Origin of the sequence: Paenibacillus dokdonensis (genome assembly GCF_004916975.1) — a bacterium.
Classification (GTDB): domain Bacteria; phylum Bacillota; class Bacilli; order Paenibacillales; family Paenibacillaceae; genus Paenibacillus_AQ; species Paenibacillus_AQ dokdonensis.
The window spans coordinates 36,612-56,209 of sequence record NZ_STGQ01000004.1 but is presented as its reverse complement, the minus strand read 5'-3'; the positions used below and the strand labels follow the sequence as shown (position 1 = coordinate 56,209).

20 protein-coding genes and 1 riboswitch are annotated in these 19,598 nt (G+C 48.9%); of the genes, 13 read left to right on the top strand and 7 right to left on the bottom strand.

The window, feature by feature from the left end:
* The first annotated feature begins 277 nt into the window (after positions 1-277).
* Together trxB and E6W40_RS28515 are read left to right on the top strand one after the other, a co-directional pair.
* The gene (gene trxB, locus E6W40_RS28520; RefSeq protein ID WP_136609006.1) at positions 278-1,219 is read left to right on the top strand and encodes a thioredoxin-disulfide reductase; all 942 of its coding nucleotides are present in this window, start codon (positions 278-280) and stop codon (positions 1,217-1,219) included.
* Positions 1,220-1,264: 45 nt separating this feature from the next.
* Complete coding sequence (locus E6W40_RS28515) at positions 1,265-1,501, top strand: glutaredoxin family protein (protein WP_136609005.1); 237 nt, start codon at positions 1,265-1,267, stop codon at positions 1,499-1,501.
* Positions 1,502-1,642: 141 nt separating this feature from the next.
* On the opposite strand, the gene E6W40_RS28510 is transcribed toward E6W40_RS28515, so the two are convergent.
* The gene (locus E6W40_RS28510; protein ID WP_136609069.1) at positions 1,643-1,843 is read right to left on the bottom strand and encodes a hypothetical protein; all 201 of its coding nucleotides are present in this window, start codon (positions 1,841-1,843) and stop codon (positions 1,643-1,645) included.
* A 214-nt stretch (positions 1,844-2,057) separates the two neighbouring features.
* Here E6W40_RS28510 and E6W40_RS28505 point away from each other — a divergent pair, with 214 nt between their 5' ends.
* Both E6W40_RS28505 and E6W40_RS28500 read left to right on the top strand, forming a co-directional pair.
* Positions 2,058-2,693, top strand: coding sequence for a bifunctional 4-hydroxy-2-oxoglutarate aldolase/2-dehydro-3-deoxy-phosphogluconate aldolase (locus E6W40_RS28505; RefSeq protein ID WP_136609004.1), 636 nt, complete (start codon positions 2,058-2,060; stop codon positions 2,691-2,693).
* A gap of 126 nt (positions 2,694-2,819) precedes the next feature.
* Positions 2,820-3,962 (top strand): transglutaminase domain-containing protein, encoded by a 1,143-nt coding sequence (locus E6W40_RS28500; RefSeq protein WP_136609003.1) that lies wholly within the window; start codon positions 2,820-2,822, stop codon positions 3,960-3,962.
* A gap of 64 nt (positions 3,963-4,026) precedes the next feature.
* On the opposite strand, the gene E6W40_RS28495 is transcribed toward E6W40_RS28500, so the two are convergent.
* The gene (locus E6W40_RS28495) at positions 4,027-5,490 is read right to left on the bottom strand and encodes an amino acid permease (protein WP_136609002.1); all 1,464 of its coding nucleotides are present in this window, start codon (positions 5,488-5,490) and stop codon (positions 4,027-4,029) included.
* A gap of 134 nt (positions 5,491-5,624) precedes the next feature.
* Positions 5,625-5,824, bottom strand: a riboswitch (Lysine riboswitch).
* Between the two features lie 108 nt (positions 5,825-5,932).
* Entirely contained in the window at positions 5,933-7,069 is a 1,137-nt protein-coding gene (locus E6W40_RS28490; protein WP_136609001.1) for a virulence factor, read from the bottom strand.
* A 316-nt stretch (positions 7,070-7,385) separates the two neighbouring features.
* Here E6W40_RS28490 and E6W40_RS28485 point away from each other — a divergent pair, with 316 nt between their 5' ends.
* From E6W40_RS28485 to E6W40_RS28470, 5 genes are all read left to right on the top strand, one after another.
* The gene (locus E6W40_RS28485) at positions 7,386-8,729 is read left to right on the top strand and encodes a cytochrome ubiquinol oxidase subunit I (RefSeq protein WP_136609000.1); all 1,344 of its coding nucleotides are present in this window, start codon (positions 7,386-7,388) and stop codon (positions 8,727-8,729) included.
* Entirely contained in the window at positions 8,730-9,761 is a 1,032-nt protein-coding gene (locus tag E6W40_RS28480; RefSeq protein WP_136608999.1) for a cytochrome d ubiquinol oxidase subunit II, read from the top strand.
* Positions 9,762-9,767: 6 nt separating this feature from the next.
* Positions 9,768-9,872 (top strand): cytochrome bd oxidase small subunit CydS, encoded by a 105-nt coding sequence (locus tag E6W40_RS30590; RefSeq protein ID WP_411832642.1) that lies wholly within the window; start codon positions 9,768-9,770, stop codon positions 9,870-9,872.
* A 107-nt stretch (positions 9,873-9,979) separates the two neighbouring features.
* Positions 9,980-10,963 carry an MBL fold metallo-hydrolase gene (locus tag E6W40_RS28475; protein ID WP_136608998.1) on the top strand — a complete coding sequence of 328 codons (984 nt, stop codon included), beginning with the start codon at positions 9,980-9,982 and terminating at the stop codon, positions 10,961-10,963.
* A 125-nt stretch (positions 10,964-11,088) separates the two neighbouring features.
* The gene (locus E6W40_RS28470; protein ID WP_136608997.1) at positions 11,089-12,714 is read left to right on the top strand and encodes an ABC-F family ATP-binding cassette domain-containing protein; all 1,626 of its coding nucleotides are present in this window, start codon (positions 11,089-11,091) and stop codon (positions 12,712-12,714) included.
* A gap of 80 nt (positions 12,715-12,794) precedes the next feature.
* Here E6W40_RS28470 and E6W40_RS28465 read toward each other — a convergent pair whose 3' ends face one another.
* Positions 12,795-12,974: a hypothetical protein gene (locus E6W40_RS28465; protein WP_136608996.1), complete on the bottom strand. Its 180-nt coding sequence runs from the start codon at positions 12,972-12,974 to the stop codon at positions 12,795-12,797.
* Between the two features lie 179 nt (positions 12,975-13,153).
* On the opposite strand from E6W40_RS28465, the gene E6W40_RS28460 reads away from it, so the two are divergent.
* Together E6W40_RS28460 and E6W40_RS28455 are read left to right on the top strand one after the other, a co-directional pair.
* Positions 13,154-14,068 (top strand): cation diffusion facilitator family transporter, encoded by a 915-nt coding sequence (locus tag E6W40_RS28460; RefSeq protein WP_136608995.1) that lies wholly within the window; start codon positions 13,154-13,156, stop codon positions 14,066-14,068.
* Between the two features lie 252 nt (positions 14,069-14,320).
* Positions 14,321-15,187, top strand: coding sequence for a C40 family peptidase (locus E6W40_RS28455; RefSeq protein ID WP_246073241.1), 867 nt, complete (start codon positions 14,321-14,323; stop codon positions 15,185-15,187).
* Between the two features lie 172 nt (positions 15,188-15,359).
* On the opposite strand, the gene E6W40_RS28450 is transcribed toward E6W40_RS28455, so the two are convergent.
* Positions 15,360-15,749: a hypothetical protein gene (locus E6W40_RS28450; protein ID WP_136608994.1), complete on the bottom strand. Its 390-nt coding sequence runs from the start codon at positions 15,747-15,749 to the stop codon at positions 15,360-15,362.
* Positions 15,750-15,973: 224 nt separating this feature from the next.
* Between E6W40_RS28450 and E6W40_RS28445 the strand changes: the two genes are divergently transcribed.
* Together E6W40_RS28445 and E6W40_RS28440 are read left to right on the top strand one after the other, a co-directional pair.
* On the top strand, positions 15,974-16,627 hold the full coding sequence (locus tag E6W40_RS28445; protein ID WP_136609067.1) for an SGNH/GDSL hydrolase family protein: 654 nt from the start codon (positions 15,974-15,976) through the stop codon (positions 16,625-16,627).
* A gap of 169 nt (positions 16,628-16,796) precedes the next feature.
* Complete coding sequence (locus E6W40_RS28440; RefSeq protein WP_136608993.1) at positions 16,797-17,369, top strand: hypothetical protein; 573 nt, start codon at positions 16,797-16,799, stop codon at positions 17,367-17,369.
* Between the two features lie 109 nt (positions 17,370-17,478).
* On the opposite strand, the gene E6W40_RS28435 is transcribed toward E6W40_RS28440, so the two are convergent.
* The gene (locus tag E6W40_RS28435) at positions 17,479-19,038 is read right to left on the bottom strand and encodes an IS1182 family transposase (protein WP_136604998.1); all 1,560 of its coding nucleotides are present in this window, start codon (positions 19,036-19,038) and stop codon (positions 17,479-17,481) included.
* Positions 19,039-19,421: 383 nt separating this feature from the next.
* A complete protein-coding gene (locus E6W40_RS28430) occupies positions 19,422-19,586 on the bottom strand; it encodes a DUF1328 domain-containing protein (protein WP_136608992.1) in 165 nt (54 codons plus the stop codon).
* Positions 19,587-19,598: the final 12 nt, after the last annotated feature.

The window sequence follows — 19,598 nt, the reverse complement described above, 5'->3', positions numbered from 1 at the left end:
CGGTCAGCCTGCCCGGGAGTTCCTTTTATTCATTGAATAAAGATGTTGAGTAGGAGACCCGAGGAATTTATTCCGTATATGCCACCCTTATTTGTATAAATTTAATTGTTAACAATCGACATCAACCCATGTATACTTGTGCTATTGACATAAGTGTCCATTTATATGATAATAATTATCAGGTAATAATTATTTTAAATTAAATAAAAAGTGAACCTGGTACGTCCGGCTTATGCGGGGCTACTTTCCGGGCACTGGGAGCTTGGAGGGAAATCTTATGTATAAATCCGTAATTATCGGTACAGGACCTGCAGGCTTGACTGCAGCCATCTATCTGGCACGCGCCAATCTGAACCCGCTCATCATCGAGGGGCCACAGCCTGGGGGGCAGCTTACGACCACAACTGAAGTGGAGAATTTTCCGGGTTTTCCTGAAGGCATTATGGGACCCGAATTGATGGATAATATGCGCAAGCAGGCTGAACGCTTTGGCGCCGAATTCCGTACAGGCTGGGTGAACAGCGTAGAACTGAGCGGCCGTCCATTCAAGCTTGATGTGGAGGGTATGGGTCAGTTCGAGACTGAAACCCTGATTATTTCAACCGGTGCTACAGCAAAATATCTTGGCATTCCGGGCGAGCAGGATAATGTTGGCCGCGGTGTCAGCACTTGTGCAACCTGCGATGGATTCTTCTTCCGCGGCAAAGAAATTGTGGTTGTTGGCGGCGGCGATTCAGCGCTTGAGGAAGCAAGCTTCCTGACCCGTTTTGCATCGAAGGTGACATTGGTTCACCGCCGTACCGAGCTGCGCGGCTCGAAAATCATGCAGGACCGCGTACGCAGCAATGAGAAGGTCGAGTGGGCACTAAACCGTACACCGATTGAGGTTATCGCTGATGACCGTGGTGTAAAAGGATTGAAGGTGCTGAATAACGAGACTGGCGAAGAGGAATTGATGGAAGCGAGCGGCGTATTCGTTGCGATCGGCCACCATCCGAACACAGGCTTCCTGGGCGGACAAATTACAACGGATGCGAATGGATATATCACGGTACAGCCAGGAACTTCGGAAACCAATATTCCAGGCGTCTTCGCTTGCGGCGACGTACAGGATACCCGTTACAGACAAGCGATTACAGCAGCAGGCAGTGGATGTATGGCAGCGATGGACTGTGAAAAGTACATCGAAAGCCTGGAGCATCACGCAGCTGTTCTTTAATGATCTAAATGATTCAGCAAATGAACAACGAGGTGAAATAAACACATGGAAAAAGTGATCGTATATACAAGCACCAACTGTCCGCACTGCAAGCAGGTTAAAGGTTATCTGGCAGAAAAGGGCGTAGAGTACGAAGAGCGCAACATCGAGCAAAGCGATGAATTCGCGCAGCAAGTATGGGATATGGGGATGCGTGCTGTTCCTGTGACCGTCATTGGCGAGCACCGCGTTCTTGGAATGAACAAGCTGCAGTTCGATAAGCATCTGAACGAACAGGTTTAAGAGATTCCGGGTTTCTTGCTTCGAAATGGTAGAATGATCATAGAAGCCGGGCTCTGACCCGGCTGTAAAGGAAAAGGCAGTGTCCGCTGGACACTGCCTTTTTTCGTTAGCTCATCTATGAGAAGCCAGCCAACCGGAAGGCTAATCAAAAAATAATTTCATGATTACCTGGAATACCAGATAAGCGGCTACACCGGAGATGATCAGCAGCAGTCCTGCTTTTTTCTTGCCCTGAAAAAAACGAAGAATCGCTAGGCTGAAGAGAGGGGCAATGACAATCAGAAATAAAAGCACAGTAATGAACATTTCTGCCGATATATTGGAAGTATCCACGTAAGTCACGGACATTCGCTCCATTTCGCTAGGTATGGATATGACTAAAATCACAAGCAATATATCTATTATACCGAAATGCTTGAGAAATTTCCGTATAAAAAGCTGAAAAAATGTTGCGATTTTACGTCCAAGTGATCCGGGTTTTTCGCTGGCTGTTGAAGGGAAACGGATGCGCACTTGCGAATTATTGTAATAGATAGGCAGATAGGGGGCTTAAGATATGAAACTGACGAATGAACTGATGTCATCCAGGCTGGTCGCCATTGTGAGAGGAATTAAGCGTGAAGAGGCCCGAGCAGCAGGGGCCGGACTCGCAGCTGGCGGAGTCAAGCTGATGGAAGTGACTATGAATACAGCGGGTGCACTGGATTTTATACAGGATTGGCGCTCGGCATACGATGGACAGGCCTATGTTGGAGCCGGTACGGTGCTCAATGTGAATATGGCAAAAGAAGCGGTCTCAGCGGGCGCCCAGTTTTTAATCTCTCCGAATGTGGATATGAATGTAATCAGCTTTGCATTGGAGCAGGGAATTGATATATGGCCCGGGGCGATGACACCAACCGAAATCGCGGCTGCATTTTATGCCGGAGCTGAGGTCGTCAAGCTCTTTCCGATGGCCAGTCTCGGGCTAGGATATTTACGGGAAATACGGGGACCGCTGAACCATATTCCTCTGATTGCAACCGGTGGTGTCACGCTTCAAAATATAGCTGATTATTTTGAGGCGGGAGCCAGTGCAGTCGGAATCGGCAGCTCGCTATTACCTAAAGAGGCCTTGGCCAAGGGGAATACGGAAGAGATTGCCCAGTGCGCCGCGCGTTTTGTACAAGCAGCAGTCCGGATGAACCCATAAGCGGTGAATTTACGTATTAAGTCATATATGTCTCAAGACAGGAATAGAGTCATTTCGAAGGGCTAATAAGCGGCTGCGTGGTTTTCGAACAAACATTGCCTATATGTAGAGAAGGGAGGGTACTGTATGAGATGGAAACGCAGATCGGTAGCAAAGGTAGTGCTGACCGGTACGCTCATCGCAGCGGTGTTACCCCCTAGTATTGATTGGGAAATGGTGTATGCTTCCACGACATCCAGCGCAAATGTGGTCCGTTCCGATCAGGAGCTTCAGAAAACATTGCTAAGTGCGATGAACCAGCGTTTGAGCCAGGTCCAGTTTGTGTATCAAGGGAAGACCAATCAGTTAAAGGGACAGCTGAAGGATGCTTTAGAACAGGCGCTGGAAAGCGACCCTTACATGAACTACACGATTGAGAGCTATGGCTATTCTTACAGTGGAAGTACGAAATCGGCAAATGTGAGTGTGCAGCTGAGCTACCGGGAAACGGCAGCCCAGACGGCGTATGTCTCCCGGCGCGTTCAGAGCATTCTGGGCAGCATCATCAAGCCGGGAATGAATGACCATGAGAAAGTCAAAGTGATTCACGACTGGATTGTTCTCAACTTGAAATATGACGAGACACTGCGGAAATATACGGCTTATGATGGTCTCAGCTCCGGAAGTACGGTATGCCAAGGCTATTCCCTTTTAACCTACAAAATGCTGAAGGACGCCGGAATAGCCAACCGGATTGTGGAAGGGACCGCCGCCCCGCGGGATACGGGAATCAGCCAGCTTCATGCGTGGAATCTCGTTCTGCTTGACGGGAAGTGGTATCATCTCGATACGACCTGGGACGACCCGGCTCCGGACAAAGCGGGGGAGATTGGAACGGGCTATTACCTTCGCACGGATGTGCAGATGAAAAAGGATCACAGCTGGACGAAAAGCTACCCTGCAGCGAGTACGCTCTACAGAAACACGCTGACGAAATTAATCGTTCAAAAGGACAGCCATCAAGGCTTCTACAAGAAGCTGGAGCGTGCGCTCGAATATCAGCTGTATGAGCCTTCCGAGATTGTAAGTTCAAGCTCCCAATTGAGAACCAAGGTGCGTGGAGTCATTAAGGAGAAAGGACATTCCTTATTATTCCGGTATCATGGAGGCCATGAGGATTTGATGGATGATCTGCAGGATCTGTACCGGCTGGGCGTCAACTCCATTTCGTATGTGGAAAGCGAGCTTGATGAGACAAATGATCTTCGGGTGTATGTCACCTGGAAATAGAATAAATAAAAGGTCCCTTCAAGAACTGCATATGGCAGCGGGAAGGGACCCTTTTTTATCGAAATCAGCGATTTGGCCGTTCATTCGTGTTCAGATTACATTGCTTCAAGGGGATCAGCTTGCTGCCTTTAATCCACTTATAGGCCAGCCAGATGACGATAAAGAGCGGAACGCTGACGTAGGACACCAGAATCCCGTACCAGTCGATACTCGAACCTGTGAAGGCACCGGTATTTTGGCCGGCAATAGCAATGATACATAAAATAAAGGCAAGAATCGGGCCGAGAGGGAACCATTTTGCCCGGTACGGCAGTTCATCAAGTGAATGACCCTGAGCGATAAAAGCGCGCCGAAACCGGTAATGGCAGATCGCAATGCCGAGCCAGTTGATAAAGCCGCACATCCCGGAGGCGTTCAGCAGCCAATTATACACAACACCGTCTCCGAACAGGGAGGCGAGGAAGGCCAGCATGCCGACCAGGGTCGTCATGATCAAAGCATTGATCGGAACACCGCGGCTGTTCAGTTTACCGAGAAGCTTGGGGGCAAGTCCATCCTTGGCCATCGCATAAAGCACGCGAGTGGAGGAATACATACCGGAGTTGCCGGCTGAAAGAACAGAACTCAAGATGACGGCGTTCATGACGGATGCGGCAAAGGCAAGACCCGCCTTTTCAAATACCAGCGTAAAGGGACTGACGCCAATGTTGTTCAGGTCTGACTTGAGCAAATTCGGATTGGTGTAAGGAATCAGGAATCCAATGACCACAATTGCAAAAATGTAGAAAATCAGGATACGCCAGAAAACCTGACGGATGGCGCGCGGTACATTCTTTCGCGGATTTTCACTTTCCCCTGCAGCGACACCGATCAGCTCGGTACCCTGGAAGGAGAAGCCTGCAGCCATGAATACGCCAATGATGGCAAAGAAGCCCCCATGGAATGGGCTGCCGCCCAGATTAAAGTTGCTGAATCCGACGGGCTTGCCGCCCAAAACGCCAAAGATCATCATGACGCCAAGAACCAGAAAGATGATAACCGTGACGATTTTGATAATAGCGAACCAGTATTCCGATTCTCCATAACCTTTGGCGGAGAGAACATTCAAGGCAAACATTAACGCCAGGAACAGAAAGCTCCACAAGAGAGAGGGAGAGTCCGGCAGCCAGTATTTAATAATAACTGTGGCGGCAGCCAGCTCGGCTGCAATCGTTACTGCCCAGTTGTACCAGAAGTTCCAGCCGACAGCAAAGCCGAAGGCCGGGCTGACAAAACGGCTGCCGTAGGTGCTGAAGGAACCGGAGTCCGGCATGTAGGTTGCCATTTCTCCGAGACTGGTCATGAGAAAATATACCATGAGTCCAATGGCGGCATAAGCCAGAATGGCACCGCCGGGACCCGAGGAGGATATCGCGCTCCCGCTGGCAAGAAAAAGCCCGGTGCCGATAGAGCCCCCGAGGGCAATCATCGTCATATGGCGGGCTTTCAGGCTCTGCCGCAGCGAGGTCGCAGGTGTTTTGTTGCTCATAAAAAATATACTTCCCTTCTGAATGATTTCAAATATTTGCATATCATGGAGGGGATTACCAGCAAAAAGGCCCGCAGGTATGGAGTACCTACGGGCCTTATATGTTAACCTCTGGCTTCCGCATCCGTGCATCCATGAAAGATAGCTCACCACGGCCGGCAGACATACAATGTCATGGGCCGCGACAGTTCTGTTCCTTTCGGATACAGCCCCAGCATGCGGACCTTAAGGGCTGATACGCACACTTCGGCGAAAGCGCCCTTCGCTGCAAGTCATCGGCGGCTCTTACGCCTCCTTGCAGCTACTCATCGCTTTCGCAACCTCTACCTCACCTTTGCAGGATGAGGTTATCTTCGGTATTTAATTCGTTCCTATATAGTAAAGCAATGTAAAACGCCTGACAATGGACAATTATGGTAATAACGTCAGAGGGATGCAGGGATCAGGGTTGGTTGCGCTTGGCCATTTGCTGCCATACGGTACCGGCAGCCTGTTCGCCGGATTCGATCCGCTCCAATGCCATCCGCGCTTGCAGACTGACCTCGAACTCTGGATCATTGACGGCATCCTCCAGAGCGTCTCTGGCTTCTTCGGTACCGACTTCGTAGAGGAAACGTGCAGCGCGCCAGCGGACAATTTTGCTGCTGTCTTTAAGCAGGGCCTGCATCGCTGGTGTAGCCGCCGGATCACCGATATCCGAAAGTGTATCCCCGGCTGTACGACGCACCGTTGGAGAGCTGTCCCTGAGTGCCTCGTACAGCTGCTCCATCGCTTCGGGTGTACGCAGATCGCCGAGATATACAACGGCTAGACGGCGTGTCTGCATTTTCTCATCGTGAAGCGCCTTGCTGATGACTGGAAGATGTTCTTCGGCAGGGGTCATGTTATCCATTGCGGCATAACGTACACGCCAGTCCGCACTGTTCATCGCTTCCTTGAGTTCTTCCAGGCTCAGTTCGCGGCGTTCCTCCTCGAATTCCTCGCTGCTCGCTCCATGGGCAATGGCCTGGGAGATAACCTGCTTCAGGCGTTCTTCCGGAAAGGCCGCCTCGAGCTCCTGCTCAACTTCCTTGGCGATTTCCTGAAGCTCGCCGTAGCGAACGCCATAATCCTTCAGCTTGCGCTCCTTGATCATGGTTGCCGCCGCTACTTCCATAACCGCTTCCGTGAAGCGCTGGGATAGCGCCATCCGTTCCTCCAGCGTTCCAGATTTCACCCGGATCTGCATCGGAATGCCGCGGAAGAACTGCACCAGCACCTCCGCTTCGCCGAAATGTTCTCCAGCACCTGCTTCATCCTCAAGTAGGGCATTCTGCATCCCTTCTTGACCGAAACGTTCCTGTACCTCGCCCAAAATAACCGACCAGTCGGCATTGCCTTTACGTTCAAGAGCGACGAAATCCAGCGTATGGAATACACTTTTCACGCCGTCAATATGCAGCATTTCCCGGATCCAGGAAGGGGCGGACCGCTCATTGTCGAGGGTATATGTTTTACGGATCCCGGCATCCAGGCTTTCATCGAGATGCAGCTTCATGGAATTGGGACTCGGCGTTGGTTCTATGAATTTAATTTTCATGAAAAAACCTCCTTCATCATTACGGCTTGATCTTATTTTACCTCATTATAGTGTACCTTACTTTGTTTCCAAACGAAAAGCTCTTTGGATATGAAAGGTTTTTTTTAGCCAAACTGATTAAAGTATGCCACTGCTGCAAAAAAATGCTGGAGGCCGGGAGGTTCCCTTGATGTTCAAAAAGCAGGAGCGGATCCTGATTATGATCTGTCTCATCGTTGCCGCGGTCTGCCTGTACGGCGCAATCAAAGGCTTTAGCCGTTACATGGACTATTTTGGATAAAAGTGCCCGAAAAATGCTGAAGGAGCTGATGAACACATGTCCTCGCTTGACCCCGTGCTGCTGAGCCGGATTTTGACCGGTCTTACGCTGTTTGTACATATTATTTTTGCATCGCTGGGCGTTGGCATTCCGGTCATGATTGCGCTGGCGGAGTGGAGAGGCATTCGCACCAATGATCCGCATTATACACTGCTGGCGCGCCGCTGGGCCCGGGGGTTCGTCATCACGGTAGCGGTAGGCGTCGTGACAGGCACCTCGATCGGACTTCAGCTCAGCTTGCTGTGGCCAACCTTTATGCGTGTTGCGGGACAAGCTATCGCGCTGCCTTTATTTTTGGAGACCTTTGCCTTTTTTATTGAAGCCATTTTTCTTGGCATTTATCTATATACCTGGGACCGGTTCAAAAACAAGCTCACACATCTGCTGCTTTTGATCCCGGTAGCTCTTGGCTCTTCGGCATCCGCGATGTTTATCACGACCGTGAATTCCTTTATGAATGCACCACAGGGCTTTACGCTGTCGGAGGGCATCCTGACGAATATTAACCCCATCGCGGCCATGCTGAACACAGCGGCACCGACCAAGGTGTCCCATGTGCTCGTATCATCCTACACACTATGTGCGGGCGTGCTGGGAGGCCTTGCGGCCTACAGCATTTTGCGCGGACAAAAGCATGTATATTTCAAAAAAGCGCTGAAGCTGACGGTGGTCTCCACTTTTGTATTTGCCGTGGCAACCGCAGTGATCGGTGACTTTTCAGGTAAATATCTGGCCAAGTACCAGCCGGAGAAGCTGGCCGCAGGAGAGTGGCATTTTGAAACCCAGCCTTATGCGACACTGGTGTATGGCGGAGTGCTGGACGAGAACAATGAGGTGCGGTATGGCCTGAAAATCCCTTATGCGCTCAGTATTCTCGCCGGAAACGCACCGAACACGGAAGTGATCGGTCTGAATGAATTTCCCGAGGATGAGCGGCCACCGCTTTCGATCCATTATTATTTTGACACGATGGTTACGCTTGGCGGGCTGCTGGTGGTGATTCCGCTCCTATATATGCTCCGTAAATGGCTGCCCGGCAAGAAAGCTTATCCGAAATGGCTCTTAATCGGAATCATGGCGCTTGGGCCGCTGTCCTTTACGGCGATTGAGGTGGGCTGGATGTACGCGGAGATCGGGCGCCAGCCTTGGATTATGCGTGGCTATATGAAGGTGGCGGAGGCAGCGACAACGGCAGATTATGTGGGCTGGATGCTGGTGCTGTTCATTATTTTGTATCTGGTATTATGCTTTTCCTGTGTTAAGGTGCTGAGCAAGCTTTTCCGCAATAAAGACGCGATGGAAGAGATGAGAGCGCTCGGAATGGAAGGAGGAGAACCTTAAATGAGCTACGAAATCGTGGGCATAACCGTATTGTGGATTTTTTTGTTCGGGTATATTATCGTGGCTTCAATTGACTTCGGCTCGGGATTTTTCAGCTTCTACAGCGTCGTACTCGGGCATGAGAACAAGGTGCATAACATCATTCAGCGCTATCTATCACCGGTATGGGAGGTCACGAACGTCTTTCTGGTATTCTTTTATATCGGACTGATCGGATTTTTTCCGGATGTGGCTTATTACTATGGTACGGCTCTCCTTGTTCCCGGAAGTCTTGTGATTGTTCTGGTGGCTGTCCGCGGGGTGTATTATGCCTTTAATACCTATGGCAGCAGCAAGGAGAACAACAAAGTTTATATGGCTCTATATGGAGCAACGGGTATTCTGATTCCGGCGGCTTTGTCGACGATCCTGGCGATTTCGGAAGGTGGTATTATTTCGGTCCGGGGAGGTAAGGTGGTGATCAGTTGGACTGATTTTTTTGCGAATCCGTATACCTGGTCCGTTATTCTGTTGGCGCTTGTCAGCGTGCTGTACATATCCGCAATGTTTCTCAGCTTTTATGCGAAGAAAAGCGGGGATGAGGAAGCCTTTGAAATTTTACGCAGATACGCCCTCGCCTGGAGCGGCCCGACGATTGCAGCCTCGCTGCTGGCCTTTTTTGAGATCAACCGGCAAAATCCGGAGCATTTTCAAGGCATGTTGAATCATGCGTGGATGTTTGTGGCATCGTTCCTCTGCTTCCTGATTGCTGTGTATCTGATATGGAGCAAAAAGCATCTTGGTTGGTCCTTTATCCTGGTTATGCTGCAGTTTGCGTTTGCCTGGTTCGGCTACGGCAGCTCCCATCTGCCTTATGTTCTGTACAAGCAGATCAACATTTACGAGAATTTCACGAATGATACGATGGCGATCGCGCTGATTACCGCCTTTGTCCTGGGGCTGATCGTGCTTGTCCCTTCACTGATTTTGATCCTGCGGCTCTTTCTGTTTGATGCCAAATACGTCCGCGGAAGCTCTGCCAAGAAAGGATAATGGATTATGGAGGATTTCTCAATATTTGTTGCGCCGATGGGGATTGTGGTAGTATCGATCCTGTTTCTCGCCATCTACATTGTAAAATACAAAGATCCCAGAGATGACTAGCGGGTGGTGTATTGCTTGAGAGGCGGTGTTCATTCTCCAGCTGGTACACCGGGTTTCATTCAGGGTAAAATGGAACTAATGGATTGTATGAGAAGGAGGGGGAGCTCTTGCCCAAAATTCGTTATGACAATATGGACAATGTCAGTACGGATCACACGCTGAAACAGTTTAAGCAGTGGCGCCAGGAACGTAAACAGAAGAAAAAGGATTATTCCTATCAGGTACCTAACATGCCTCCCGAGCTCGATTATCTGCATGCGAACCGGCTGGATACGTCCATTACATGGATCGGACATTCGACGTTTTTTATTCAATATGAAGGGTTAAACATACTGACGGACCCGGTTTGGGCTAAACGGATGGGATTTGAACGCAGACTGGGAGAGCCGGGAATCGGAATCAGCGATGTACCGCCCATTGACGTTATTCTGATTTCGCATTCCCATTATGATCATATGCATATGGCATCGATTCGTCAGCTGTACCGCGCGGAGACAACTCTCATCGTCCCGGTTGGGCTGCGGAAAAAAATGATCCGCAAGGGTTTCCATAACTGTCACGAGCTCAAGTGGTGGGATCATATGGTCATCCGGGATGTGAAAATATCCTTCGTGCCCACGCAGCACTGGACGCGGCGGACGCCGTTCGATACGAACACCTCGCACTGGGGCGGGTATATTCTTGAACCGAATCATACCGTTCAGCCTGTCTCCGAAGGAGAACAAGAACCGGCGCCTCTGCTGCCGCCGAATCTTTATTTTGCGGGTGACAGCGGGTATTTTAACGGTTTTAAGGATATCGGGAACCGCTATCGCATTCATGTCGCATTGATGCCCATCGGGGCATATGAACCGGAATGGTTCATGACATCGCAGCATGTGAACCCTGAAGAAGCGCTGCAGGCCTTTCTGGATGTGAAGGCGGAAACCATGATTCCGATGCACTATGGCACATTTCGTCTGGCAGATGATACCGCGCAGGAAGCGCTGGATCGGATGGAGGCGGAGCGGAAACGGATTGGGCTGGACAAGGAACGAATCAAGGTGATGCATTATGGGGAGACGCTGAGGATTCACCCCGAGCGCCGCTAGCTGGATGTGTGGGAATTACTTTTTACGTCCTACCGAAGTCCTTCCTTCTTGGAATGGGCTTCGATAGGACGTTTATTTATGCTATAATGTGCTGAAGCCTAATGTGAAAGGGATGGTAATGCTTAATGATCAGTACAAGCGGCGTGACGCTCCGTTACGGAAAGCGCGCACTTTTTGAAGATGTAAATATAAAGTTTACACCGGGCAACTGCTACGGTCTGATCGGTGCCAATGGCGCCGGTAAATCGACATTTCTGAAGATTCTCTCCGGTGAAATCGAAGCCAATATGGGCGAAGTTCACATGACACCGGGCGAACGGATGGCGGTGCTGAAGCAGAACCATTTTGAATATGATGAATATCCGGTTCTGGAAACGGTTATTATGGGCCACAGTCGTCTGTATGACATCATGAAGGAAAAGGATGCTTTGTATGCCAAAGCGGACTTTACGGAAGCTGATGGACTTCGTGCCGGCGAGCTTGAAGGTGAATTTGCCGAGCTGAACGGATGGGATGCAGAGCCGGACGCTGCTGCACTCCTGATTGGTCTGGGCATCTCGCGTGAACTGCATGATAAGAAAATGGTAGAGCTGAGCGGCAACGAGAAAGTCCGCGTGCTCCTGGCACAAGCCCTGTTCGGCCGTCCGAACAACCTGCTGCTTGACGAACCTACCAACCACTTGGATCTTGAATCGATTCAATGGCTGGAAAACTTCTTGATGGATTATGAAGGCACCGTTATTGTTGTATCCCATGACCGTCACTTCCTGAACAAGGTATGTACGCATATTGCGGATATCGACTTCGGCAAAATCCAGATGTACGTCGGCAACTATGACTTCTGGTATGAGTCCAGTAAGCTGGCTCTTGAGCTTCAGCGGGATGCCAACAAGAAGAAGGAAGAGAAGATCAAGGAACTGCAGGCATTTATCCAGCGCTTCTCAGCCAATGCTTCCAAATCAAAGCAGGCTACTTCGCGTAAAAAGCAGCTCGATAAAATTACCCTGGATGATCTTCGTCCTTCGAACCGTAAATATCCGTTTCTTCACTTCAAACCCGAGCGTGAAGCTGGTAAGCAGCTGCTGACAGTGGACCGCCTGAGCAAATCGCTTGAGGGTGAAAAGGTACTGGATGAGCTGAGCTTCGTGGTGAACAAAGGTGATAAGATCGCCTTGGTTGGCCCTAATGGTTTGCCGAAATCCACCTTGTTTGAAGTATTGATGGGACGTACTGAAGCGGAAGCTGGCGAATACGCATGGGGTGTAACGACGACTCAGGCATATTTCCCGAAAGACAACTCCGAATATTTCGATGGGGTTGATCTGAACCTGGTCGAGTGGCTGCGTCAGTATTCCAAAGATCAGGATGAAACCTTCCTGCGCGGTTTCCTGGGTCGCATGCTCTTCTCCGGGGAAGAAGCCCTGAAGAAAGCCAGCGTTCTCTCCGGGGGAGAGAAAGTGCGCTGTATGCTTGCCAAGATGATGTTGAATGGCGCTAACGTGCTGCTGCTTGACGAGCCGACGAACCATTTGGATCTGGAGTCGATTACGGCACTGAATAACGGATTGATCGACTTTGATGGAACGATTTTGTTCACATCGCATGACCATCAGTTCATTCAGACGATTGCCAACCGGATCATCGAGATTACGCCGACAGGCATCATTGATAAATCGATGACCTATGACGAGTATCTTGAGAGTGATGAGGTCAAAGGCCTACGTGAAAAAATGTATCCAAACGGCCTGTAAGCCGTGACGCTAATTGAAAAAGCTGCTTTCCCGATGAGGGAAAGCAGCTTTTTTGTGGCCCAAGGACCATGGTTTTCAGATCATGAGCCTCCGGTACGGCGGCGTTGATTATTCGGCTTTTTATTGTTTTGGCTTTTCATTGCATGCGGAGAATTGCTTTGGAATCCGCCGGGCTTTTGCGAACCGGACTGCTGTTTCTTTTGATCCAGCTTCGCACGGATGGCATCAGCAAGGTTGACCTTTTTATTATTTTCGGACATGGGTAGCCCTCCCTTTAGGTTGTGTCCTTATTCTATCTTTTTTTGCGGTTCCCCACAAGAGATGGGATGGACAAAACCTCTTAGCCTGTGGCAACTATGTTTCTCTAGACCCACACGGTATACGTTTGCTAGGATAAGTAGATGCTTTTAGGAACCCTTATGTAAAAGGTGGCTTCGGGATTGTGGACATATATGATGATATAAGAAAAGGGGAGCGGGGAGCCTGGGTCAGCATAGCCGCTTATCTGGTTCTTTCCTCTTTCAAGCTTGTGAGCGGTTATGTATTCGCATCAAGTGCGCTGCTTGCCGATGGTTTCAACAATGTGACTGATATTGTAGCTTCCATTGCCGTCCTGATCGGGCTCCGAATTTCCCAGAAGCCGCCGGATTCTGACCATGCCTACGGGCATTTTCGGGCAGAGACGGTTGCAGCTCTCATTGCTTCATTCATTATGGCGATGGTCGGCATTCAGGTTCTTGTCGATGCGGTACGCTCCTTATTTGCAGGCCGGGAAGTTGAGCCTAATCTGTGGGCAGCGGGGGTAGCGGTGGTTTGTGCGGTCTGTATGTACGGGGTATACCGTTACAATAAAAAATTGGCGAAACAAATTAACAATCAAGCACTCATGGCTGCTGCCAAAGACAACTTTTCCGATGCCTTGGTCAGTATTGGAGCGGCGGTCGGCATTGTCGGCGCCCAGTTTGGGCTCCCTTGGCTTGATGTAGCTGCGGCCTTTGTGGTAGGCCTGCTGATTTGTAAGACGGCATGGGATATTTTCAGAGATTCGACGTATCGTTTGACGGATGGATTTGACCAGGCTGAACTGAAAGATCTCCGAAGTGCGATTGGTCGCACACCGGGGGTAGAGGGCATCAAGGACGTAAAGGCAAGAGTTCACGGGAATCATGTTCTGGTGGATGTCGTCATTGAAGTCGATCCTCATTTAAGCATTATCGAAGGACACCGGATCAGCGATGAAATCGAGGAACGGCTCACCGATATGCATAACATTATGAACGTACATGTCCATGTGGAGCCGAAGGATCTGGATCTATTTGAGCCGGGACGGCACAGCAATGTTCTGAAAAAATAGGGGTTGTCCCAAAGCTATATATTTAGCTGCTGGGACAACCCCGTTTGTTTGAGAAGAACAACGGCTGCTTGTTACTATTTTTCCTTAAAATCCCTTTAAAGCATAATATCAGGACAATTCGAGACTTTAGACCTGCATAGTGCTAAAATTTGGACAATTATTTTGTGAGAAAAGGAGCATGTGGCATATCCTTCCTTCTGACTATAATGGGGACATAAACACTCATTATCAGTCATCACAAGGAGGAAATACATGATTAACATCAAGAAAAGCTTGCTCGGATGCCTGCTTGTTTCCGCTGCGGTTTCCACCGCCATCATACTGCCTGCAGGTTCTAAGGCTGAGGCTGCTTCAGCGATTACACAAAAGAGTGTCCAGTCCCAAACCGGCATTATTCAGGCCAGTGTCAGATTAAGGGACAAGCCATCCATGTCGAGTCAGGTAATGGGATATTTGAAAAGTGGAGAAAAAGTAACGATACTTGAGAAAAGCACATTATATTTTTATAAAGTAAAAACCTTGTCTGGTCAAGTTGGTTATACCAGCTCCGCCGATCAATACATAATCGTGAATTCGGGTTCAGGAGCAGGTTCCAGCTCTGGTTCTGGATCGACTACCAAACCGGATAACGGTTCCAGTTCGCCTGCACCAGTAGTGCCACCGGCCAGTTCCGATGTCAGCGCTACCATTGATCGAGTCATTCAGACGGGCATGAAATACCTCGGAACTCCTTACGAATACGGTTCGGACCGAAACCAGACGAATACCTTCGACTGCTCGGCATTCACCCGCCAGATTTTCAAAGAATCCGCAGGCATTGTACTGCCTGCGGATTCCCGCCAGCAGGGAACATGGGTGAAGCAAAACAGCAGTGCTGTCTACAATGCCGATAACCTCAAACGTGGGGATCTTGTGTTTTTTATGGATTATAAGGGCTCAAAGGCTTCCGCTTATGATGGGGTTAATGTCAATCAGGAACGGATTTCCCATGCAGCTGTTTACCTCGGTGATGGAAAATTGCTGCATACGTATTCAGAGAAAGCGGGGGGAGTCGTCGTGACTGATTTCAGCAGCTCCTGGAAGCTCCGCTTTTTATATGGCGGAAGTGTGATTAAATAGCATGCGAAAAGGGACCGGAGAAGAACTCCGATCCCTTTTTAAATTGCAAGAAAGTGTGGGATAGCTATATTTAGTGTGATGTATATTCTTGCTGTTATGTATAGAAGGAACTAAAGTTATCAGCTGAAAGGACCCTGGTCTTTAGTCCATTCTATTTCCTAGCTAACAATACTTACATTGCTGGAACTACATGCACCCAAGCCTTGCCAAGCCATGTATAAATTTCAACCCATTCGCCATTGCCGATGATATCAGTTACACGGTTTCCTGTGCTGAAAACGGTTTGAGGCGCCAGCATGTTTGCCATTTTACCGCCTGGCTCGAAGTAGAATGGCGTATTCTCGGTGAGTATCAGCGGAATTGTATCCATTGTATTCATATCGGCCGGCTTGATAAGCGGTTCATCAACCAGCTTGGTAGCTTCAGCCACGGTTGTCGAAGTTCCTGAAACAGTGGTCGACGTTTCACCTGTTGCCGTTGTCGTATCTGCGTCGGCAAATACTGCGGTTCCCATGGAAGCCATTAATCCGAAAGCTGCTGCAAAAGTAACTATTTTTTTCATTCGTGTGTTCCTCCTTGGTATATGTTCTGTTGTTTCTACACTAAAAATAACCTCTGTGTGGTAAATTGAACCAATACACTCAGCAAAATATAGGATAATTATCCCACATGCCCGAATTTCCAAGATTATAAAACTTTTTTGAGAATCTCAAAAATCGCCGATTTATCGAGTATAATGAAAAGTAAATTTCTTCATAATCCTACCTTGAAAGTCGAGTGATGCAGATGCTGGCAAAAGAAAATACTGTAATTTTGTTCCAGGGGGATTCGATCACGGATGCGAACCGGGACAGAGGACTTCATCAAAAACACTTTATTGGACAGAGCTATGTTTATCTCATTTCGGCCAAACTGGCGAATGACAATGCAGAAAAGAATCCGTTATTTATTAACCGGGGCATTAGCGGAAACCGGGTTTCTGATTTATACGCCCGCTGGAATGAGGATGCATTTAGCCTAAATCCGGATGTGATCAGTATTCTGATTGGCGTAAATGATGCATGGAGAACGGTATCGGGTGAACCAAGCGGCGTGACGGACCGTTTTGAAAGAGCTTACAGACATCTGCTGGAGGAGACGAAGGAAATCCTGCCGGATACGCGTCTGATTCTGTGCGAGCCGTTTGTTCTCAAAGGATCAGCGACCGAGGAAAAATGGGATGAGTGGCAAAAGTTGGTCGGAACATACCAAGGTATTGTCCGCCAGTTATCAGAGGAGTTCCAGACGGTCTTCGTACCGCTGCAGGATGCGTTTGACGAAGCCGCGCAAAGAGCAGAGCCCTCTTACTGGCTGTTTGATGGTGTACATCCTTCAGGAGCGGGTCATGATGTCATTGCGAGACGCTGGCTTGACGTTGCATTACAAAACGGCATGATCTAGATAATCTTATAACTAACGGTCTCCTTCATAGTAATGAGGGGGCCGTTTTTGTTTTATTTAGGGGCTGTAAGCCTCTATTTTTTGAGCTATTCGTTATTCATAGCCGATTTCAGTATAATAAAAGAATATGCGTTGAAAGAGATCACTGAAGGTGAACAGGAGGCGAAATATGAAAGTACTTCTTCGGATTGTCATCACATTGCTCATACTGGTCGTGATTGGATGCGGAATTGTGATTTGGTATATTTCGCCGGATCAGAAGCTGGATCTGAATTACCAGAGTATAGACATCAAGGCCAAGGCGGTCCAAATGCTGAAAACCCGCAAGCCGGAAATTACATTGAGCGGCAGCGAGCTGAATGAGCTTGCAAAAAAAGAACTGCTGAAGCATATGGGAGATATTCCGCAGCAAATTACCGTCACCGGTGCGGAGTTTCATTTTGAAGGTCAAGAGGTAACGGCTGATATCAACGGCAAATGGGGCGGTTTAATTCCATTTGGAGCAGAATTGAAATTCCACATGGAAGCTAGTGGAAGCGTGCTGGAACTGAATCATGAGTCGACACGGATTAAATCTATTCATATTCCGGCTGAGCGGCTTGGTCTTGGAACCATAACGGTACCGCTTAAGGATCACTTGCCAGACATGCTTACGGTAGATCATATGGAATTTCTGCAGGATGGCGTCAAGCTGACGTTCAAGCTGGATTGGCTTTCCCTGCCATCTCTTCTTTTGAAGTAAGGGATGCCGCAAAGTAACTATAAAAAAGGCGCTGTCTCATAAGTGGATTTCCCACGACAGAGACAGCTCCGTTTTATTTTGGGATCCAAAAAAAGGAGCAATTCTCCCGTTATTGGAGAATCGCTCCTTTGCGTTTTTGCTCTACTCCGGCTTGCTTCAGCATATTATGGGCAAGCGAAAGCCATCCGACCTCCAGCGTCACTTTCTTCATGCCGCGAAGCAGAAACCGCCGGAAGCCCCGGTTGTTTTTCAGTTGGCCAAACACACTCTCCGGCTCAATCATTCGCCGTACGGCCAGGGCATAGCCTTCCTCACTTCGGAGGAGGTCCCGGGCCTGACTTTGGTATCGCAGCCTTTCCAGACTTACCGCTACTTCCCGGTTCCCTGCTGCTTTTGTGCACCGATCTTTCAGCGGGCAGCCTTCACAGCTTTGACTTCGGTAATGACGCCTGCGAATCTCATATCCACTTTCTAGTGTTTCCTTGCTTTCTCTGTGGAAATGCAGTGTTTGCGCGGCGGGGCACGTCCAGTTATCCTCGGCTGCGTTGTACGTCCAATTCTCGATTTTACTCACATCTGCTTTCCACGCTTTGCTCTTTTCTTTATGGTAACTGCCGTATTTAACGACTGCTGTGATCTCTTCCTTTTCCAGATAGGCATAGTTCTCTTCACTTCCATAGCCTGCATCTGCAATGATTGTCTGTGGATGTTGCCCCAAGATCCGCCGTGCTATTTCCAGATGAGGCTCTAAACAACGGGTATCCGTGGGTCTTTGGTGGACACTGTAGGCTAAAATGAACTGATTTTCCGTGCCAATCTGCACATTGTATCCCGGTTTTAACTGTCCATTTCGCATGTGGTCTTCTTTCATCCGCATGAAGGTGGCGTCCGTATCGGTTTTGCTGAAGCTGTTTCGATTTCCAAGCAACTTTTGGTAATGTTCGTACTTCACAAGTCTTGGAAGCAAGTCCTTCCGAAGCTTCCGAACGGCTTTCTTTAAGGGGTTATCCTTGGGATGTTTCAGCAGCTGAGCTTCCAGTTGCTGCGTGACTTGTTCGAGCTTGCTGCTATCTAACTCGGAAGCCTCACCGAGTTCGGTCAGGTCTTTGCCGTGATGCTCGCGCTCTTCCTGATGCTCTGCGGCTTCGATGGTGGAGAAAAGTGCATGTACCTTCTCTTGCAGTTTGGTCTTGTGTTTGCTGACCGCTTTACCCCAGACGAAGGTGTAACGATTGGCATTGGCCTCAATCTTGGTACCATCTACGAAATAATGTTCCAAGGAGATGTACTTTTCATCTGCAAGAAATTGAAGTACGGCGGAGAACACGGTTTCGAGGACGTCTTTCATCCGCTCAGAACGGAAGCGGTTAAGCGTGCGGAAATCCGGACGTTGCCGTCCGGCTAGCCACATAAAGGGGATGTGTTCCCGGATGGCTTTGGCGATTTGTCTTGAGGAATAGATGCGCTGTGTGTAGGCGTAGATGATGACTTTGGTGAGCATTTTGGGATGGTAACTGTCACGGCCGCCGCCGGGATAGGCAGCGTCAAAAATGGCGTCGTCCAATCGATTGACGGCAGCATTCACGACACGAACGAGGTGGTTTTCTGGAATATCTTCTTCCAGATCCATTGGCAAACAAAGTTGGTCCATGGTATATTGAATGTACAAAGAAACCTCTCCTTTGAAATGGTTGGTCACACTTCCATTTTACCAAAAGAAAGGTTTCTTTTTTGTGTTTTTTTAAAGATTGAAGATCCATTCCCCGCATAAACAGCGGAGAGGACGGACGGATTGTGGAAAAGCGGCAGCGTTCGCCTTGATCTCCGGATTTTCACCGCTAAGGGGAATGAAAAAAAATCCGGAGAGCACAGCGATTGGAACAATGGTCCGTTCGCGCAGCGTCCACCCAAAAAGTCTAAGTATATCCTACGTAAAAGACAAGGCTGTCCCAAGCAGCCATTTCATGGCTTTTGGGACAGCCCCTTTTTTATAGTTCTAACCTTTTGAATATCTCTTTTTATAGGGGTGCTGCAAGTCATATGTTCCCCTCGTTAAAGCGTTCGACTGCGGCCGGTAAAGAGGGAAATGATAAAGAGTACCAGGAAGATAAAGAACAATACTTTGGCGATGGTGGCTGCCGCCGCAACAATATTGAAGAAACCGAAGATGCCTGCGACAATAGCAACTACTAAAAAGATAATTGACCATTTCAACATCTTGAATCACCT

Excerpts from the sequence above, each read along its gene's own strand:
- E6W40_RS28450 (WP_136608994.1), bottom strand. The coding sequence starts at position 15,749 with ATGAAAAAAATAGTTACTTTTGCAGCAGCTTTCGGATTAATGGCTTCC.
- E6W40_RS28440 (WP_136608993.1), top strand. The coding sequence starts at position 16,797 with ATGAAAGTACTTCTTCGGATTGTCATCACATTGCTCATACTGGTCGTG.
- E6W40_RS28485 (WP_136609000.1), top strand. The coding sequence starts at position 7,386 with ATGTCCTCGCTTGACCCCGTGCTGCTGAGCCGGATTTTGACCGGTCTT.
- trxB (WP_136609006.1), top strand. The coding sequence starts at position 278 with ATGTATAAATCCGTAATTATCGGTACAGGACCTGCAGGCTTGACTGCA.
- E6W40_RS28500 (WP_136609003.1), top strand. The coding sequence starts at position 2,820 with ATGAGATGGAAACGCAGATCGGTAGCAAAGGTAGTGCTGACCGGTACG.
- E6W40_RS28430 (WP_136608992.1), bottom strand. The coding sequence starts at position 19,586 with ATGTTGAAATGGTCAATTATCTTTTTAGTAGTTGCTATTGTCGCAGGC.
- E6W40_RS28455 (WP_246073241.1), top strand. The coding sequence starts at position 14,321 with ATGATTAACATCAAGAAAAGCTTGCTCGGATGCCTGCTTGTTTCCGCT.
- E6W40_RS28480 (WP_136608999.1), top strand. The coding sequence starts at position 8,730 with ATGAGCTACGAAATCGTGGGCATAACCGTATTGTGGATTTTTTTGTTC.
- E6W40_RS28495 (WP_136609002.1), bottom strand. The coding sequence starts at position 5,490 with ATGAGCAACAAAACACCTGCGACCTCGCTGCGGCAGAGCCTGAAAGCC.
- E6W40_RS30590 (WP_411832642.1), top strand. The coding sequence starts at position 9,768 with ATGGAGGATTTCTCAATATTTGTTGCGCCGATGGGGATTGTGGTAGTA.
- E6W40_RS28515 (WP_136609005.1), top strand. The coding sequence starts at position 1,265 with ATGGAAAAAGTGATCGTATATACAAGCACCAACTGTCCGCACTGCAAG.
- E6W40_RS28505 (WP_136609004.1), top strand. The coding sequence starts at position 2,058 with ATGAAACTGACGAATGAACTGATGTCATCCAGGCTGGTCGCCATTGTG.
- E6W40_RS28490 (WP_136609001.1), bottom strand. The coding sequence starts at position 7,069 with ATGAAAATTAAATTCATAGAACCAACGCCGAGTCCCAATTCCATGAAG.
- E6W40_RS28465 (WP_136608996.1), bottom strand. The coding sequence starts at position 12,974 with ATGTCCGAAAATAATAAAAAGGTCAACCTTGCTGATGCCATCCGTGCG.
- E6W40_RS28445 (WP_136609067.1), top strand. The coding sequence starts at position 15,974 with ATGCTGGCAAAAGAAAATACTGTAATTTTGTTCCAGGGGGATTCGATC.
- E6W40_RS28470 (WP_136608997.1), top strand. The coding sequence starts at position 11,089 with ATGATCAGTACAAGCGGCGTGACGCTCCGTTACGGAAAGCGCGCACTT.